Origin of the sequence: Neisseria arctica, from assembly GCF_022870905.1 — a bacterium.
Taxonomy (GTDB): Bacteria; Pseudomonadota; Gammaproteobacteria; order Burkholderiales; family Neisseriaceae; genus Neisseria; species Neisseria arctica.
In genome coordinates, this window is the sequence record NZ_CP091510.1 from 1,770,926 (window position 1) to 1,788,028 (window position 17,103).

At 43.9% G+C, this 17,103-nt stretch carries 14 protein-coding genes and 2 tRNA genes; 6 read left to right on the forward strand and 10 right to left on the reverse strand.

The genetic code is table 11. From position 1 onward, the window contains the following. Positions 1-65: 65 nt before the first annotated feature. From hemW to LVJ86_RS08175, 4 genes are all read left to right on the forward strand, one after another. Positions 66-1,241, forward strand: a complete 1,176-nt coding sequence (gene hemW, locus LVJ86_RS08160; RefSeq protein ID WP_047760399.1) for a radical SAM family heme chaperone HemW — start codon at positions 66-68, stop codon at positions 1,239-1,241. Positions 1,242-1,377: 136 nt separating this feature from the next. Then, on the forward strand, positions 1,378-1,767 hold the full coding sequence (locus LVJ86_RS08165) for a RidA family protein (RefSeq protein WP_047760400.1): 390 nt from the start codon (positions 1,378-1,380) through the stop codon (positions 1,765-1,767). A gap of 119 nt (positions 1,768-1,886) precedes the next feature. Then, positions 1,887-2,708 carry a symmetrical bis(5'-nucleosyl)-tetraphosphatase gene (locus LVJ86_RS08170; protein WP_047760401.1) on the forward strand — a complete coding sequence of 274 codons (822 nt, stop codon included), beginning with the start codon at positions 1,887-1,889 and terminating at the stop codon, positions 2,706-2,708. Positions 2,709-2,912: 204 nt separating this feature from the next. Continuing rightward, positions 2,913-4,076, forward strand: a complete 1,164-nt coding sequence (locus LVJ86_RS08175) for an NAD(P)H-dependent flavin oxidoreductase (protein ID WP_047760402.1) — start codon at positions 2,913-2,915, stop codon at positions 4,074-4,076. A gap of 355 nt (positions 4,077-4,431) precedes the next feature. Here the strand turns inward: LVJ86_RS08175 and LVJ86_RS08180 are convergent, their stop codons facing one another. The 10 genes from LVJ86_RS08180 to LVJ86_RS08225 form a co-directional block, all read right to left on the reverse strand. Further along, the gene (locus LVJ86_RS08180) at positions 4,432-5,661 is read right to left on the reverse strand and encodes an HlyD family type I secretion periplasmic adaptor subunit (RefSeq protein WP_047760403.1); all 1,230 of its coding nucleotides are present in this window, start codon (positions 5,659-5,661) and stop codon (positions 4,432-4,434) included. Between the two features lie 44 nt (positions 5,662-5,705). Beyond that, positions 5,706-7,895 (reverse strand): type I secretion system permease/ATPase, encoded by a 2,190-nt coding sequence (locus LVJ86_RS08185; RefSeq protein WP_047760404.1) that lies wholly within the window; start codon positions 7,893-7,895, stop codon positions 5,706-5,708. Positions 7,896-7,926: 31 nt separating this feature from the next. Continuing rightward, entirely contained in the window at positions 7,927-9,129 is a 1,203-nt protein-coding gene (locus tag LVJ86_RS08190; RefSeq protein ID WP_235284581.1) for a TolC family protein, read from the reverse strand. Between the two features lie 686 nt (positions 9,130-9,815). Then, positions 9,816-10,388 (reverse strand): 50S ribosomal protein L25/general stress protein Ctc, encoded by a 573-nt coding sequence (locus tag LVJ86_RS08195; protein ID WP_047760406.1) that lies wholly within the window; start codon positions 10,386-10,388, stop codon positions 9,816-9,818. A gap of 68 nt (positions 10,389-10,456) precedes the next feature. Beyond that, complete coding sequence (locus LVJ86_RS08200) at positions 10,457-11,443, reverse strand: ribose-phosphate pyrophosphokinase (RefSeq protein ID WP_152667030.1); 987 nt, start codon at positions 11,441-11,443, stop codon at positions 10,457-10,459. Positions 11,444-11,743: 300 nt separating this feature from the next. Continuing rightward, positions 11,744-11,819 (reverse strand) — tRNA-Gln (locus tag LVJ86_RS08205). 8 nt (positions 11,820-11,827) lie between these two features. Continuing rightward, a tRNA-Gln gene (locus LVJ86_RS08210) sits at positions 11,828-11,903 on the reverse strand. 13 nt (positions 11,904-11,916) lie between these two features. Then, positions 11,917-12,768, reverse strand: a complete 852-nt coding sequence (ispE, locus tag LVJ86_RS08215) for a 4-(cytidine 5'-diphospho)-2-C-methyl-D-erythritol kinase (protein WP_047760408.1) — start codon at positions 12,766-12,768, stop codon at positions 11,917-11,919. Then, on the reverse strand, positions 12,765-13,370 hold the full coding sequence (locus LVJ86_RS08220; RefSeq protein ID WP_047760409.1) for an outer membrane lipoprotein LolB: 606 nt from the start codon (positions 13,368-13,370) through the stop codon (positions 12,765-12,767). The genes ispE and LVJ86_RS08220 overlap by 4 nt, the downstream gene beginning before the upstream one ends. Positions 13,371-13,450: 80 nt before the next feature. Next, entirely contained in the window at positions 13,451-15,310 is a 1,860-nt protein-coding gene (locus tag LVJ86_RS08225; protein WP_047760450.1) for a tetratricopeptide repeat protein, read from the reverse strand. 293 nt (positions 15,311-15,603) lie between these two features. Here LVJ86_RS08225 and LVJ86_RS08230 point away from each other — a divergent pair, with 293 nt between their 5' ends. Together LVJ86_RS08230 and mutM are read left to right on the forward strand one after the other, a co-directional pair. Beyond that, the gene (locus tag LVJ86_RS08230; protein ID WP_047760410.1) at positions 15,604-16,206 is read left to right on the forward strand and encodes a CoA pyrophosphatase; all 603 of its coding nucleotides are present in this window, start codon (positions 15,604-15,606) and stop codon (positions 16,204-16,206) included. A gap of 28 nt (positions 16,207-16,234) precedes the next feature. Next, a complete protein-coding gene (gene mutM / locus LVJ86_RS08235) occupies positions 16,235-17,062 on the forward strand; it encodes a bifunctional DNA-formamidopyrimidine glycosylase/DNA-(apurinic or apyrimidinic site) lyase (RefSeq protein ID WP_047760411.1) in 828 nt (275 codons plus the stop codon). Positions 17,063-17,103: the final 41 nt, after the last annotated feature.

Below are 17,103 nucleotides of genomic sequence, written 5' to 3' on the forward strand. Positions count from 1 at the left end.
CTCGCCCGTTTGTTTATAAAACCGGGCTCAGAAAATATGGGGAAGGTTCAAATTTCGAGCTACCAATGATACCAGTCAGCTTTAACACACCCGGCCAACTCAGCACCCTGCCACCACTATCACTTTACATTCATATTCCTTGGTGTATACGCAAATGTCCATATTGTGATTTCAATTCGCATCAGGCAAAAGCGGGCTTGAATGAAAACAGCTATATTGATGCCCTCCTAACCGACTTACAAACCGAGTTACCTAATATTTGGGGACGCCCAGTGGAAACCATATTTATCGGCGGCGGCACACCAAGCATATTTCAAGCTGCTTCTATTGATCGCCTTCTCAGCGGTATCCGCGCTCTGGTGAAATTACAGCCACAAGCCGAAATTACTTTGGAAGCCAACCCCGGCACCTTTGAGCGGGAAAAGTTCCAAGGCTTTAAAGATGCAGGTATCACGCGGCTTTCAATCGGCGTACAAAGTTTTAATGATAGTGCTCTTACTGCGATAGGCCGCATCCACAACAGCCGCGAAGCTCTCACTGCCATCGAGACGGCTCTTCAACTATTCGATAAAGTCAATATCGATTTAATGTACGCCTTACCCTCTCAAACCGTTCAAGCGGCCCTAAACGACATAGAAACCGCTATTGCGACAGGTGTTCGGCACATCAGCGCGTACCATCTCACAATGGAGCCCAATACACCCTTCGGCCATACTCCGCCTCCTGAGCTGCCGGCAGATGAAGCTGCACAGGATATTGAAGATGCCGTACACGACAGGTTAGCAGAAGCAGGATTCATTCACTATGAAACCTCCGCATTCGCCCACTCCGGCTACCAATGCCGCCACAATCTCAATTATTGGCAGTTTGGAGACTACATCGGCATTGGAGCAGGCGCACACGGTAAAATTTCCTATCCGACCCATATTGAGCGTACCGTTCGACGACGTCATCCGAAAGATTATCAGACGGCAATGGAAAATAACCCTGCGGACGCCATTGAGCGCCGCACCATTGCCAAAGAAGATTTGGCATTTGAATTTATGATGAATGCCCTACGTTTGAGCGAGGGTGTGCCTGCCTCTTGGCTGCAAGAGCGTACCGGTATTTCTCCGGCGCAAATCAGTACGCAAATTCGGGCCGCACAAACCAAAGGCTTGTTGGATACCGACCCTCTTTACTTTCGCCCCACTGAGCAAGGTAAACGTTTTTTAAATGATTTACTGCAATATTTTCTATAACCGATACCCTGCATAATTTTCAGACGGCCTATACGATAAAGAAAATAAGCCGTCTGAAAGCCCAAACTGCCGAAACATAGTCAAAGCTGATTATTTATAAGATAATCCCACGTAATTTCACACTAGGAGATTGAATATGAGTAAAACCATCATCCATACCGACAAAGCACCCGCAGCCATCGGTGCATATTCACAAGCTGTACGTGCCGGCAATACCGTTTATATGAGCGGACAAATTCCGCTTGATCCAACCACTATGACCGTAGTTGGTGAGGGCGACTTCCGCGCCGAAACCCATCAAGTGTTTAAAAACCTGCAAGCCGTAGCAGAAGCTGCTGGCGGTTCGTTGAAGGATATTGTAAAAGTTAACGCCTATCTCACCGATTTGGGTAATTTTGCTATTTTCAACGAAGTAATGGCGGAATACTTTGCCCAACCATTCCCCGCACGTGCCGCAGTAGGCGTAGCCAGCCTGCCAAAAGGCGTACAAGTAGAAGCAGAAGCTGTTTTGGTATTGAATTTGTAATATAAGCCTGCCATACTCAAAACTTCAAAGGCTGTGCATACCGCCGCGCAGCCTTTATTACTTCCTTCAATAGAAATATCAAATAAACAATGATATAAACATTTTCCACCTATCTCACTATGGCACATTATGCAATCGGCGACTTACAAGGTTGCTATGACGAACTAGAAACCCTACTGGCCAAAATCGGATTCAATCACGGCAGCGATACCCTTTGGCTTACCGGGGACATCGTTAACCGTGGTCCTAAATCCTTAGAGTGTTTGCAATTTGCCAAACGGCACGAAAGCAGCGTACGCACCGTATTAGGTAACCACGATTTGCATCTGCTAGCCGTATCATACGGTTATGGCAAAATTAAGCGCGGCGATACAATAGAACCTATCCTGAAACACCCCGCTCGCCGTCAGTTACTCGATTGGCTACATCAACAACCTCTCTTAATTACCGATAACAATTATCTATTGGTTCACGCAGGATTATTGCCTCAATGGAGTGTTGCTGATGCTATAGCACTGGCAGCCGAAGTCGAAAACGAATTACGCAGTCCCAACCCCTCCGCCTATTTTGCCGAGATGTATGGCAATAAGCCACGAAGCTGGAATCCGAAACTAAGCGAAGCAGAACGTCTGCGCATGATTACCAATGTAATGACACGAATGCGCGCAATCAGCTACAACAACGAGCTTGATTATGATTTTAAAGGCAATCCTGCCGACATGCCTGCCGGCTTACGCGCCTGGTTTGAAGCACCTGATCGCCGTCATTTAAGCCACACTATCATTTTCGGCCATTGGTCTGCATTAGGCTATTTAGATGCTTGCCGCGTGATTTCTCTGGATACAGGCGCCCTATGGGGAGGCGCGCTTACAGCCGTAGATTTGAATACCCGTAGAATCCAACAGGTTGATTCTATAGATGATATCAACTGGAAAAAATAATCCGTTTCAACAACTTACGCTCAGTTTTCAGGCAGCCTGCTGAAAATATCTCTAAAAAATATTGCTTTATAAATAAAAATGTGCTTATAAAAAACCAGACAAATTGTGATAAAAACTATAGTTATACTCTAATTTTCAGAATTTTTAGAGTATAATATTTATTCAATCAAACCCATCTAGAAAAGCACCTACAGAGGAAAAATCATGCAACATTCTTTTAAACCATTGGTTATCCGTGGGAAAAGTCTGATTCCTATCGTACAGGGCGGAATGGGCGTAGGCGTTTCTGCCTCCAGCTTATCCAGCGCCGTAGCTCGTGAAAACGGTGTGGGAACCATCGCCAGCGTAGACTTACGCCATCTGCATGATGATTTGCTGATCGAATCCAAAATTAATCCCACCGAAGAAAAATACGACAAACTTAACCGTATCGCACTTGATCGCGAAATAAAAAAGGCCAAAGCAGAATCACAAGGCCGCGGCATGATTGCCGTCAACGTTATGAAAGCTGTTAAAGATCATCAAGCCTTAGTGCGCCAAGCGTGTGAGTCCGGAGCAGATGCCATTGTTATGGGAGCGGGCCTGCCGCTAGATCTTCCGGAGATGACCGAAGGCTATAGAAATATTGCCTTATTACCTATTCTTTCAGAATCACGCGGTATCAATATTGTTTTGAGGCGCTGGATGAAAAAAGGGGTTTTACCTGACGCTATTGTTATAGAACATCCTGCACATGCGGCCGGCCACTTAGGCGCAATGACGGTTGACGGCGTAAATGATGAAAAGTTTGAATTCAAACGGGTTATCGAAGAAACCTTTGAGGTTTTTAAAAACCTCGGCTTGGAAAGCGAAAAAATCCCGCTCGTTTTAGCAGGTGGTATGGCTAACTTCCAAAAAATCCAAACTGCTCTGAAAGAATGGGGTGCGTCGGCAGTACAAATCGGCACAGCTTTTGCCGTAACTCAAGAAGGTGATGCCCATATTAATTTTAAAAAAACCTTAGCAGGAGCTGAAACAGAACAAGTAGTTGAATTCATGTCTGTAGCTGGCTTGCCTGCCCGTGGCGTAAAAACTAAATTTCTCGAAAGCTACATGAAGCGCGAAAGCATTTTACAAGCCAATGCAAAAGCTGATCCCCGCCGCTGTACACAAGGTATTAACTGCCTTTCCGTATGCGGTTTACGAGATGGACTTGAAAAAGTCGGACAATTTTGTATCGACCTCAAATTGGCTGCAGCTTGGCGCGGTGAAGTTGATAAAGGCCTATTCTTCCGAGGCAAAGATCCCTTACCATTCGGCAATGCTATTAAAAGTGTACAAGAAACTATTCACTACCTACTTACTGGGCAGCATGCCATACAGAGCTAATGAAAAAGCCTGCAAAATAAAAACAGCCGTAATCAGTAAACTACGGCTGTTTTTTACATCCCAAATTTCACCATATCTATAATCTAAAAAACATGTAATCTAAAACATGTGGTTTAAATCTTACACCTTATACCAATATACAACGCTCTCTTAGCCTTAAAATATAAAATTTGTTTTCATATATTTCTAGCCAATAAATATCTTCTCCTATCTAGACCAACGGACAATAAAAATCACTTACGACTACCCAATCCTTAAAATTAATTTATTAATTCTAATAAAAACCCCTTATCAACCTCATATCGAGGTTAATAAGGGATTTAAAGTATCAAAATAAATCTTCTGCTAGATTCAATTAACGTTCACGTAAAGCTTGTTTCATACGGGTAATCGGCTTGATCAAGTATTGGAATACAGTTTTTTCGCCTGTCTTTACATCTACTGTAGCAACCATACCCGGAATAATCGGCATATCTTTTCCGTTTTTATCTTTCAAACTATTGGTGTCGGTTTGCACGAGGATTCGATAATAAACTTGGTTCGGATCCAGCTTCATATCATTTGCTTGCGGCTGATTGGAACTGCTCATAGTATCCGGGCTGATTAAAGTTACTTTACCCTCCAAACCACCATAAATCGCATAATCATATGCGCTGATTTTAACTACTGCCGGAAGTCCGGGACTAATAAACGCCACATCTTGAGGACGGATATAAGCTTCAACTAATAATTTATCATCAAGTGGTACGATTGTGAGAATATCTTGCCCCACATTCACCACACCACCTACAGTATTGATTTTAATATCTTTTACGATTCCTCGCATCGGTGCGCGTATAAGAGAGCGATCCACCGGATCTGCCCGCATTGCCATATTTTCTTTAGCTTGAGCCAATTCGGATTCTGCCTGCACCAACTCATTATTCGCATCAGCCATATAACGATTACGGCGCTCATCTATTTGTAATGCCAAATCACTGGACTCTCGCTGCATACGCAATAATTCAACTTCAGATACAACACCTTGTGCCACCATAGGGGCCGTAATACTAATTTCACGATCCAAAGCTGCCTTGCTGGTGCTTAATCCCTTGATGGCATCAACTACTGCACGACGACGAGCCACAAAAGCCGCCTGCTCCCTTTGTTTCAACTCTTCACTGATTCCCTTCGGAAAAGTTAACTCAGCACCATAGGCTTCGGCTTTTAAGCGGGCTACCATAGCTTCCAGGTTCTGCACCTTGGCTTCACTTTCACGAAAAATAGCCGAACTGCGCGTATCATCAAGTTTTAAAATAATTTGATCTTTTTCAACAATATCGCCTTCTCTTACCCGCATCTCAGTAATCACGCCAGGATCAATACTCTGTATTACCTGCTCGCGGCTGCTGGGAATCACATTACCCTGGCCTCGAGTGACCTCCTCAATCGGACTATTGTAAGCCCAAATGACAAAGACCACTAAAAAAACAAAAAATAGAATAATGACCCAAAACTGACCACTATGCTTTTCTTTTTGCAAAGCGGCATTCAAATCATTAATCAACGGAAGATCTTTTGATTTGACATTGTTTTCACTGCTCATAATGTTGTATACCTTAATTATAAGATTCAAAGGCCGTCTGAATATTAGGCCTGCTGGCTTTCAACGGTTGTTTGCGCCTCTACACGTTGGCGCTGCTGCTTTTGGCCTGCAGCTTTTTCTTCGTTTTGCATTAATTGCTTCAATACCAAATCACGCGGACCATCCATAACTACTTTACCGTTATCCATCACGACAATACGGTTCACGATTTGTAAAACTTGCGGGCGGTGGGTCACCAATACCATAGTTTTATCTTTACCCCACTGAGCCAAGGCATTTAAAGCCATACGTTCTGTAGCTTGATCTAAGCCTGTAGTCGGTTCATCCAAAAGTACGACTTTAGGAGAGCGTAAAGTCATACGCGCCAATGCGATAATTTGTTTTTGACCACCTGATAAACCCAAACCATCCTCACCCAAAGGCATATCCAATCCCCGCGGATGGTTACGAATGATGCGGTCTAAGCCAAAACGTTTTAAAGCTACTAACAACTCTTGGTCGGTGGAGTAACCATCCAAGCGCGCCAAATCCATATTTTCACGCAGCGTCCCCAAGAATAAACGAGGAGACTGACTCAATAATGTGACTTCACTGCGCAAAAAGTTAGGATCAAGCTGACGCATATCTACGCCATCCAGTGTTACATTACCTTTCTGTGCGTCATACAAACCGCTGGCAAGTTTCAACATTGTACTTTTGCCGCTACCGATACGCCCTAATACACCCACTTTTTCACCTGGGCGGATTGTCAATTTCAAATCACTAACAGCTGCCCCTGTTTCCTCTTGGTATTCAAAAGAAACATTGTCAAAAGTAATACCTCCTTGAATATGATCCAAAGTAATGTACTTACGTTCGGGATTACGTTCAATCGGTCGTTCGACAATATTGTTTACTCCCTCCAAAGCTAATTTTGCTTGTTGGAAACGAGTTGCCAAACCGGCAATTTGTGCTAGAGGCGCCAAAGCCCGTCCTGATAAAATAACAGAAGCAATCAACGCACCCATAGTAATGCGGTCTGACGGATTATCTGCATGGATCAAATAAGTACCTAATAAAACCAATCCAACCGTATTAAGCTGCTGCATTGCAACCGCAAAATTAACGACAAAATTACTGGTGTCTTTAACCTTAATGGATGAAGCCGAAGTCTTGGCTGTATATTCATCCCAACGCTGTTGAGCCCAAGAAGTAGCATTGTTCGTTTTGAGAGTTTCAATTCCCTCAATTGCTTCTACTGCCAATCCGGAACGTTGAGAAGACTCTTTCATTGATTCATTGATATGTCTTGCCATAGGACGTTGTACTAAAAAGCCTACCAGTACAACAATCGGAATGATAATAGTCGGTACTAAAGCCAACTTACCACCCACAATAGCAATAACCGTAATAAACAAAATCAAGAAAGGCAAATCAACCAAAGTAAGCAAACTCGCACTGGTCATAAACTCACGGACAGCCTCAAATTCGCGCAAGTTGTTGGCATAGGAACCTGAAGATGCCGGCCGATCAGCCAAACGCAAAGCCATTACACGGCGAAAAAGTGCAGAACTAATAATTAAATCTGCCTTTTTTCCTGCAATATCAGTTAAGTGGCTACGGATCATTTTAGCTATAAATTCAAATGTAATTGCCAAAACTACGCCTATACTCAACACCCACAACGTTTCATAAGCTTGGTTCGGAATCACCCGGTCATAAACATTCATTACATACAAAGAGCTAACCAAAGCCAAAAAGTTGATAATAAATGTTGCCAAAACTACCTGATAATAATATCCGCGGAAGCGCCATATCACTTTCCAGAACCATGACTTCGGCAAATGATATTCAGGCAATTCTGAACGGGCATCAGATACCATTTTAGGCTTGATAAACCAACAATAACCTAAATACAACCCTGAAAGCTGCTGGTGACTTAAAACTTGAGCCAAGCCATCAGCCTGACGCACATGATATTGACGTTCTTGCCCTGTGCCCTCAATTTGAGTAACAACCGCAGCCTCTTCATTATGAAGAACCAATACTACCGGCACAGCCAATGATGGGATATCCTGAAGCTTCCGCTTAGATAAAGTATTCTCAAAACCATGGCTTCGAAGCACTTCTGTAAGCGAATGAAAATTAACATTAAGCTTTTTATCCCGAATGACTTCTGCAGATAATGCCGCTTCAGATACCGGAGCACCCAACAAACGTGTAGTTAAGGCAATGTGTTCGATAATTGATTTCATAATTTTATTCAGTCTTCAAAATAAACTTTAGTTACTTCTCTTGCTTAACACCCGCCCAATTGGCCACTTGCGACTGCGCAACCAAATACTCCAAGGCGGCATCACGAAAATCATTGCGAGCTGTTACATATTCTTGCTCGATACTTGCTAATTCAGTATAAGCACCCAACACATCGGTAAGCGTTCGACGGGCAATTTTGAATTGCAATTCATATGCACGAACTACTTCTTTCTGGGCAACAATATGTTCAGCAGTAATATCTGCACGCTGTTCGCTTTGCTGCATATCAATTGCAGCAGTCCGTGCTTTTTCTTGAACTTCTCGTGCAATTTGCTCCAATTTAGATTCTGCCGCAATTAAAGTTGCTGCATTTTTTGCAACATTATGGCGGGCTGCGACATCCAATACATTCCAAGACATGTTCATATATAGTTCTTTACTGTCTTTGGTCAGCACACCCTCAAGATTCAATGCCGGTAACCGGGCAGCCTTAGCAACAGCCAATTCCGCATTAGCACTTTCTCTTTCTGCCTGTTGAGCCAAATAGGAAGGATTGAGATGACTACCGTCAATTTTATAATTTCCGGTCAAAGAAGCTACTGAATCACTGGCAAAAGGATCTTGCAAATCATCTGCAGTAACCGGCTGGTTTGTATATTTGGATAAGCGGCTAAGCGCCAGCTCCATCGTACGACGTTGCTGGGCAATTGTAGTAGCTACCTGTAGTTGCCGAGCTCGGGCCTCTACAACTTCCGAACGGCGCCCGGTATCATATTTGGCAATAACGCTTAAATCTTTAAGTAAATTATTATGGCGATCTAAACTTTTCTGATTGATTAATAATGTTTCTTTTGCTCGTAATGCAGTAAGATATAACTTACCGATTTCACCACCTAGTTGTTCTTGTGTTTCAAAATATTTATATTTCTGATACACCTCTTTATTTTTATCACGCCTTACCGAAGCTTCAATACCTCCCCATGAATAGATATTCATAGTACCCCGTACACCCAAACCGTTATTACGATCATTACTATCATATTTATGCTTTTGGGTAATTACTTGCGTACCTGTAAGCGTTAATACCGGATAGTGCCCGGCACGGGTTGCTTTTGTGGTGCTTTTAGCGGCATTTTCATTGGCTTTCGCCTCTAACAATGAAGGATCAGAAACCAAAGCATACTTCAAGATATCTTGAAGCCCTTTAGCAGAAAGAGTTTGAGTGGCAAGCATCAGACAGATTGAAACTACTGAATGCTTTAAAACACCACTTATCATAGATGGAAACTTTTGCATAAATTCGCAACTTAGTATTTGGGTTATGCCAATATCTATCAGATATGTCCATCATACCCGATTGGAATATTTTCGTTAATATATATTTGTATCAATTCTCTTAATTTGAAGAGAGAGGGTCAATGTCATTTCATTAAAAACTTAATTCAAAACATAACAAGATAAGCCATTTTAATTAGTACAGCATAACATTATATTCAATATTTTTTACGCTTAATGAGATAAAAGGTAAATATTGTGAACCCAAAGTGTATAATTTGCCACATTACCACTTAAATTACTATTAACTACATATATAAATATCCTATCTCTTCGAAGGGATTCTCTAAACTCCCTTCTCATAAATTTAAATTTCTAAATATAAATTTCAATTCAATTTATTTATGCTATTTAAATAAATTCACTCCGCTCTTAGAGAATAAAATAAGTAGATATGCACCACAATACGGTTAGATTTAACCAATGGTACAAATTAAGCATCAACTACCTTAAATCATAGATTCAACGCGAAGTAACTTAGCTCATACCTGGCGATTGCTATTATCTCATCCATAAAAAAGATCCTACCGTCATGCGGCAGGATCTTTTCTACGAAAATTTAACAGTAAATTGACGCCTTTCTATTAGCGTTTTTTACCAGTTACAGTTGCAACGGCTAAATTTTCATTGCGCTTCAATGCAACACTTTGAACACCTTCCGGGAACTTGATATCTGATAAATGCAAGATATCGCCAGCTACAACAGAGGCACAATCCAAATCTAAAGCTGCAGGAATATCTTTCGGCAAGGCAACCACCTCAACCGAAGTTGCAAGCAAAGACACTCGGCCGCCTTGCAACTTAACTGCTTGGGAAGTTTCTGCATTAACAATATGCAAAGGCACACGGATTTTTACAGGCTTGGCTGCATCAACTACCTGAAAATCGATGTGTTGTACCTCTTGGCGGAAAGGATGCATTTGAAAATCACGCACGATAACGTCATGAGTTTTACCTTCCAAAGCAAGCTTAATTAGAGCCGTATGAAAAGACTCTTTCTCCAAAGCGTAATATACGGTTTTGTGATCGACAGCGATTGCCACCGCTTCTTGATTGTCACCGTACAAAACAGCGGGGGTTTTACCTTCGCGACGCAGGCGGCGGCTCGCACCAGTGCCCTGAGCTTCACGAACAGTAGCTTGAATTTCGTATGACATAAATATTACTCCAAATTTAAATTAAAATATCACCATCGGCCGCGACCAGCTTAAGGCGACTAAGGGAATTAAGGCAAATACATATTGCCTGCTGTTAACAGATCTTCATTGAAAAGATAAGAAACAGATTCTTCATTACTGATACGGCGGACCGTTTCAGCCAAAAGTCCTGCAATCGTAACTTGACGAATACGATCACACTTACGTGCAGCTTCCGACAAAGGAATAGTATCGGTAACAACAACCTGGTCAATTGCAGAAGAAGCGATACGGCTGATTGCTTCGCCTGAAAACACAGGATGGGTTGCATAAGCTAATACACGTGAAGCACCGCGTTCTTTCAAAGCAGCAGCTGCTTTACACAAAGTATTAGCAGTATCAATCATATCATCAACAATCAAACAAGTTCTGTCTTGGATATCACCAATAATATTCATTACTTCAGCTACGTTTGCTTTAGGGCGTCGTTTATCAATAATCGCCAAATCGCTATTTAAAACTTTAGCAACCGCGCGAGCACGAACCACCCCTCCAATATCCGGGCTTACCACTGTCAGATTCTCAATACGTTGCTGCTGAATATCATTAATCAAAATCGGTGTGGCATAGATGTTGTCAACAGGAATATCAAAAAAACCCTGAATTTGGTCGGCGTGCAAATCAACAGTTAATACACGGTCAATACCTGCCGAATATAACATATTAGCAACTAACTTAGCTGAAATAGGCACACGCACCGAACGTGGCCTGCGGTCTTGACGAGCATACCCGAAATATGGAATTGCCGCCGTAATACGTCCGGCAGAAGCCCTCTTGAGGGCATCTGCCATAGTCAGTACTTCCATTAAGTTATCATTAGTCGGCGCACAAGTAGGCTGCAAAATAAATACATCCCGACCACGTACGTTTTCCAATAATTCAACGGCCACTTCGCCATCAGAGAACTTGCTAACCGAAGCATTACCTAAGGTAATATCCAAGTGTTTGACCACTTTTTGAGCCAATTCCGCATTGGCATTACCGGTAAATACCATCAAACTGTCATATGCCGCCATATCTTCACCACGAATATTAGAAATTTCAACAGGAAACATTTGCTTCCTTCCGCTTAAGCTGGATACCAGCCGCTCATTATACGCAAGCAGACAAGAGTCTTAAAGTCTAACTGTACTTTATTTATGGTAAATAAGCTCTTTTGCTACGGCAGGATAACCTTGCAGAGGTTATCAATCCGTCTCTGGCACTCAATGCGCTGCGCAAATATTTTATTAGTATATTTCGAACGCTTACCTATCAGGCAGGCATACTGCTAAAACGTAATAAAAGCGTGCAAGTTTTCTTACACGCTTTTATTTTGGCTGGGGCGGTAGGATTCGAACCTACGCATGCTGGAATCAAAATCCAGAGTCTTAACCACTTGACGACGCCCCAAAACTGAGTGGCTGGGGAGGAAGGATTCGAACCTTCGCATGCTGGAATCAAAATCCAGTGTCTTAACCGCTTGACGACTCCCCAACACTTCAAAACTTTATATATCAAACAACGGATGCTTTGATAAGCCTGCTACGCAATATGCTTGATATTGGTTTGAAATTTGGCTGTATATAGCTTCAGCATCCTGCCGGCTCGAACAAGACAAAAACAAACAAGCACCGGATCCGGTCATCTGAGGCCTACCATATTCTTTTAAATATTGATAAGCTTCTTTTACCTCAGGATAACTTTCAAACACCACTGCCTGCATATCATTACGAAAAGGCTGTAATGCTTGGAAAGTCGGCATTATGCTGGGTTTGGAATCACGTGTCAAGCCTTGATGCGAAAAAATTATAGCGGTACTGACATGAACATCGGGTTTGACTATCACATACCAATTATTCGGTATATCCATTGATATCAGATCTTCTCCGACCCCCTTGGCAAACGCATTTTGACCGAAAATAAAAAAAGGAACATCGGCTCCCAAAGACAAGCCTAGGTCTATCAATTTTTTACGTGGTATTGCACATTGCCATAATTTATTCAAGGCCATTAAAACAGTAGCCGCATCAGAGCTGCCTCCCCCTAGCCCTCCTCCCGTAGGAATTCTTTTATCCAACCAAATATCTACTCCTTGCCTAATCCCACAATATTGTTGCAGCAATACGGCAGCCCTATAAGCCAAATCTTGCTCGGGGGGCAAATCATCTGTAGGCGTATGAAGCCGAATCAGGGAATCTTCACGCAATGCCAAAAACACAGTATCGTACAAACCTATCAAGCAAAATATGCTTTCAAGATTATGATAGCCGTCTGGCCTGCGTCCGGTAATGCGCAGATCAAGATTCAACTTGGCAGGGGCGAGAAATGCCTGAGCATTCGAGGGAACTTTCTGCTTCATGCACGATTCCTGATTTCACACTGTACCGGAGCAGATTCCGACTTAGTGTAATCAAAATAATCAAATATCAAACGCAAGCTCAGTTTTTGATCCTCTAATTGCAAAATTCTAACTTGGCCGTCTGAATTAAGCTGGCGCGAAATAATCCATCCAAATTGCTGTAAACGGCCATCCTGTAAAATTTGATGGGGGGTTCCGGCTACCCATTGCCCTGCCGCCCATACGTCAAGGTATTGCAAAGGAAGCGAGAAACCCAGTAATTGCCTGCTCAATTCGGAGGCATTCTCAGCCTCATATATACGGCCGTCGCTACCTACGGCCAACACACCGTTGTTATCTTGGCACAATTGCCCCAAAGTGTTGCCTAAAGGCGTATTTACATTGATGGTTCGTACAGATTTTTGCTGGATCCAATCAAAGTTGGCATAAGAGCCTTTCCCATCCATACGCACAGCCAAACGCCCCTCCGCATTAAAATCCGCAGATTCTTGCTGAGGGCTCCACTGCTGTGTAGTCGCTGGTTGCAAACCGGCACACGCTGCCAAAGAAAATACAGCCGCGCCGATGGTGCAAAATTTGAATAAGCTTTTACTTTTCATCATAAATTTTTATTTCTTTTTTCAGACGGCATTATTTGACGCAATAGGCCGTCTGAAAAATTAAACGTAATATTTACTACTTTTTAGTTTGACTGAGCTTTGGGCAAAGTATTTTTCTGTACCCCCAATCTCTTTAAAGTATCTGCTAAAACCGCCTTATTGCCTTTTTTGGCAAACCCCTCGGCCCATATTTGTTTGGCCTTTTCCCGCTCACCTAAAACCCATAACACTTCGCCCAAATGAGCACCTACTTCAGGATCCGGGTATTGCTCAAACGCATACTGCAAATACGGCAGTGCTGCTTGCGGATCACCTTTGCGGAAATATGCCCAGCCCATACTATCATTAATTGCAGCCGATTCCGGCTCTAAATGATATGCTGCCTGTATCAGAGAAAATGCTTCTTCTGCATCCGCTGAGGGTAAGGAAAGCATAGTATAGCCAAGTGCATTCATACCGCCTGCACTATTGGGGTTGAATGCCAAGTAACGGCGTAAATCCACGATGGCTTTTTGCGGCTGCTGCAATTTATCCGCATAAATCAATGCACGTTGGTACAAAACATCAGCCACTTGCTCATCAGCATCTTGCTGTTTTTCTGCTTGAGCCAGCAAAGAATTCAGTTCAATAATCGCTTGACGGGGTTGATCGTGCATTCCGATAGCAAACAGCTGCACCCTCAATAGATCAGAAGCGGTAAAAAAACGCCCCTGCTGCGCCGGCAAACGGCGGGCTTGTTTCGATACTACCAAAGCCTGACGCCAATTACCGCGCTCGGCTGCCATTGAAGCACGCAAAACTTCCCTATCGAATATATATTCCGGCGCATCAATTCTGTCCAACCAAACCTGCATACCGGTATAGTCTTTAGCATCGGCACTGCGCATAGCACCAATGACGGCGGCCCGGTTTTTCTGCTCATGTGTTCCGAAGCTATAAGCTTTTTCAAGATAGGTATTTACTTCCGACACACCGTTGTCACGCTGCACGGCCAATAATGCCGCCTGAATATACAAATCAGCATTCGGATTCTGTGCAAGAAGCTTTTGCAGAAGATTATAAGCTTCTTCGGTATTGCCGGAATTAATCATGCTGCTGATTTCCAACTCCTGCCATACCGGCGAAAGATTACGGGTATCGGTTTCGGTAAAAAAACGATTCAATACTTCGGGGTTTCTTTGGGCGATCAGCCGCAAAGTCAATTCCGTAGGCGGACGAATATCGGCATCCAGCTCGGCCAGTTTCTGTAAAGCCCGTACGGCATCACTGCTATTTTGATTTTGGGCACTGAAAATCACATCTGCAATGACTGCTTCGGGCATATCGGGATATTTAGAAGCGAAGCGGTGTACCGAACTGCCCAATTTCTTAGCCAAATCAGGTTGCTGCACACTCATTTGGGATAGAAGCAGAAATATCCGGCGCGTCTGCTCCTCATCCGCATCTCTGAGAACATCGTTAAAGTTGTTTCGCGCATACTCGATATCACCTGCTATCAAGCTACGGCCCCAGGCCATGCGTTTTTGCGCCGCGCCGGGTTCGGGTTCAATTTCACGCCACTTTTGAAAAATAGCCTCTGCCTGCTCATAAGCATTCAGGCTTAAAGCCATTTCCATTGCACGCTCGGCCACTTCCGAACTCCGGATACGGTCAAGCATAACCATATAAGTAGCCAAGGCCGTTCCCGCATCGCCTTTTTGCAATGCCATCTCCGCGCCCAATAAAGTAAACATCTGATTGGTGCGCTGGATAATATCGCTGCGACGTTGCTGCTCCTGCGCCCGTTCCTGCTCACTAAAATTAGCGAAACGCTTTTTTTGAACGACAACGGTTTCCTTCGGCATAACAACGGAAACCTCTCCAACAGCCGCATAAGCACTGATACTGCAACAGAGTGCCAATATTGCGCACACAGGACGGATACGGGTTTTCCCAAAAAACATAAATTGCATTCCTAAATCTACAATTCCTAAATTGAAAATAGCAACGGTAACCGCCATACTTTATCATAAGCGCAATATATACGCGTAGCTGCGAAAAAATTTTTGCAGGATTTTATATATTTAAAGCCAGCCGCTGCCAAAGCCCAAAGCCCAAACCACCATAAAGACATGTTTTAGAATTTAGAATAACGTTATCGGATATGCCATAACAAACAGGCCGTCTGAATATACCAAATCGCAAAGTATGCTATATTCAGACGGTTCCGCTATCAAACCAAGCAATCATTTTTATCATGAATACCGCTGAACTCAGCCGTTTTTTCCATTGTGCCGCACAATATCCCGCGCCTTTTCAAGCACGACGAAACAGTATGCTGAGCGAAGGCGGCTACCATGATGCCGCGGTTTTGCTGGCCGTAGTACGCCGAGAAAGCCAATGGCAGATACTACTTACCCGCCGAGCCGATACTTTACGCCGTCACACGGGGCAAATCGCCTTGGCCGGCGGGCGCTGTGATGATACGGATGACAGCCCTACCGTCACAGCACTACGCGAAACCGATGAAGAAACCGGCATCGCCCCCCAATATTGGCAAACCTTTCCTCAGCTGCCACCTTACTACACTCCCTCCGGCTATTCAGTTTTCCCCATTCCCGCCATCTGTTCCGACAATCCCAAAACGCAACCCAACACTGAAGAAGTGGCTGAAATTTTTTATCTGCCGCTGGATTTTGCCTTAAATCGGGAAAACTATTCCACCCGCACTTTTCAATACAGCCACCAATCCTTGGAAGTACCTGTTTTGCCCTATCTGCATTATGATATTTGGGGGCTGACCGCCATGATTCTCTACGATATGGCAGAACGCTATCATTTGCATCTCAAGGCCGTCTGAAAACAACCGTACAAATACGAGCGAAACCATGCCCGAATTACCCGAAGTCGAAACCACCTTGCGCGGTATAAGCCCGCACATCAATAACCAAACCGTGGCTGCCGCTACAATCCGGCAAAATAAATTACGCTGGCCCGTACCCGATCATCTTGGCGGCACACTGCAAAACCAAACCGTACGCGCCTGCAACCGCCGCGCGAAATATCTGTTGGTGCAATTCGATACAGGTATCTTACTGATACACTTAGGCATGTCGGGCAGTTTACGCATTTTCACCGAAGGCGATCCGCATATCGAACAGCCCGGCAAACACGATCATATAGATTTTACCTTCGCCAACGGTACCGTTTTACGGTATCACGATCCGCGTCGTTTCGGGGCTGTTTTATGGTTTGCCGGCGCACCCGAGCATCACCCGCTCCTGACCGGATTGGGGCCAGAGCCTTTAGAGGCAGAATTCAACACCGACTATCTATACCGGAAACTACACAGCCAAAAACGTGCCGTCAAACTTGCGTTGATGGATAACGCCGTCGTAGTGGGTGTCGGCAATATTTATGCCAACGAGAGCCTGTTTAAAGCAGGTATTTCACCCAAACGGCCCGCCAACAAAATTACCAAAAAAGAAAGCGAACGGCTCACCGAAGCCATCCGCGCCATTTTGCAACGCGCCATCGAAACGGGCGGCAGCACACTACGCGACTTCGTTAATAGCGACGGGCAAAGCGGCTACTTCCAACAGGAATACAACGTTTACGGCCGTCATAACCAACCCTGCCGCCAATGCGGCAGCCCCATACAAAAAGAAACCATCGGCCAACGCGGCACCTTCTACTGTACACACTGCCAAAAATAAACACCCTCCTAAAAAACAGGCCGTCTGAATATCTTTTCAGA

Coding starts and splice junctions, on each gene's coding strand:
- LVJ86_RS08165 (WP_047760400.1), top strand. CDS start 1,378: ATGAGTAAAACCATCATCCATACCGACAAAGCACCCGCAGCCATCGGT.
- hemW (WP_047760399.1), top strand. CDS start 66: ATGATACCAGTCAGCTTTAACACACCCGGCCAACTCAGCACCCTGCCA.
- mutM (WP_047760411.1), top strand. CDS start 16,235: ATGCCCGAATTACCCGAAGTCGAAACCACCTTGCGCGGTATAAGCCCG.
- LVJ86_RS08185 (WP_047760404.1), bottom strand. CDS start 7,895: ATGAAATCAATTATCGAACACATTGCCTTAACTACACGTTTGTTGGGT.
- LVJ86_RS08170 (WP_047760401.1), top strand. CDS start 1,887: ATGGCACATTATGCAATCGGCGACTTACAAGGTTGCTATGACGAACTA.
- LVJ86_RS08225 (WP_047760450.1), bottom strand. CDS start 15,310: ATGTTTTTTGGGAAAACCCGTATCCGTCCTGTGTGCGCAATATTGGCA.
- LVJ86_RS08200 (WP_152667030.1), bottom strand. CDS start 11,443: ATGGCGGCATATGACAGTTTGATGGTATTTACCGGTAATGCCAATGCG.
- LVJ86_RS08220 (WP_047760409.1), bottom strand. CDS start 13,370: ATGATGAAAAGTAAAAGCTTATTCAAATTTTGCACCATCGGCGCGGCT.
- ispE (WP_047760408.1), bottom strand. CDS start 12,768: ATGAAGCAGAAAGTTCCCTCGAATGCTCAGGCATTTCTCGCCCCTGCC.
- LVJ86_RS08175 (WP_047760402.1), top strand. CDS start 2,913: ATGCAACATTCTTTTAAACCATTGGTTATCCGTGGGAAAAGTCTGATT.
- LVJ86_RS08180 (WP_047760403.1), bottom strand. CDS start 5,661: ATGAGCAGTGAAAACAATGTCAAATCAAAAGATCTTCCGTTGATTAAT.
- LVJ86_RS08195 (WP_047760406.1), bottom strand. CDS start 10,388: ATGTCATACGAAATTCAAGCTACTGTTCGTGAAGCTCAGGGCACTGGT.
- LVJ86_RS08190 (WP_235284581.1), bottom strand. CDS start 9,129: ATGCTTGCCACTCAAACTCTTTCTGCTAAAGGGCTTCAAGATATCTTG.
- LVJ86_RS08230 (WP_047760410.1), top strand. CDS start 15,604: ATGAATACCGCTGAACTCAGCCGTTTTTTCCATTGTGCCGCACAATAT.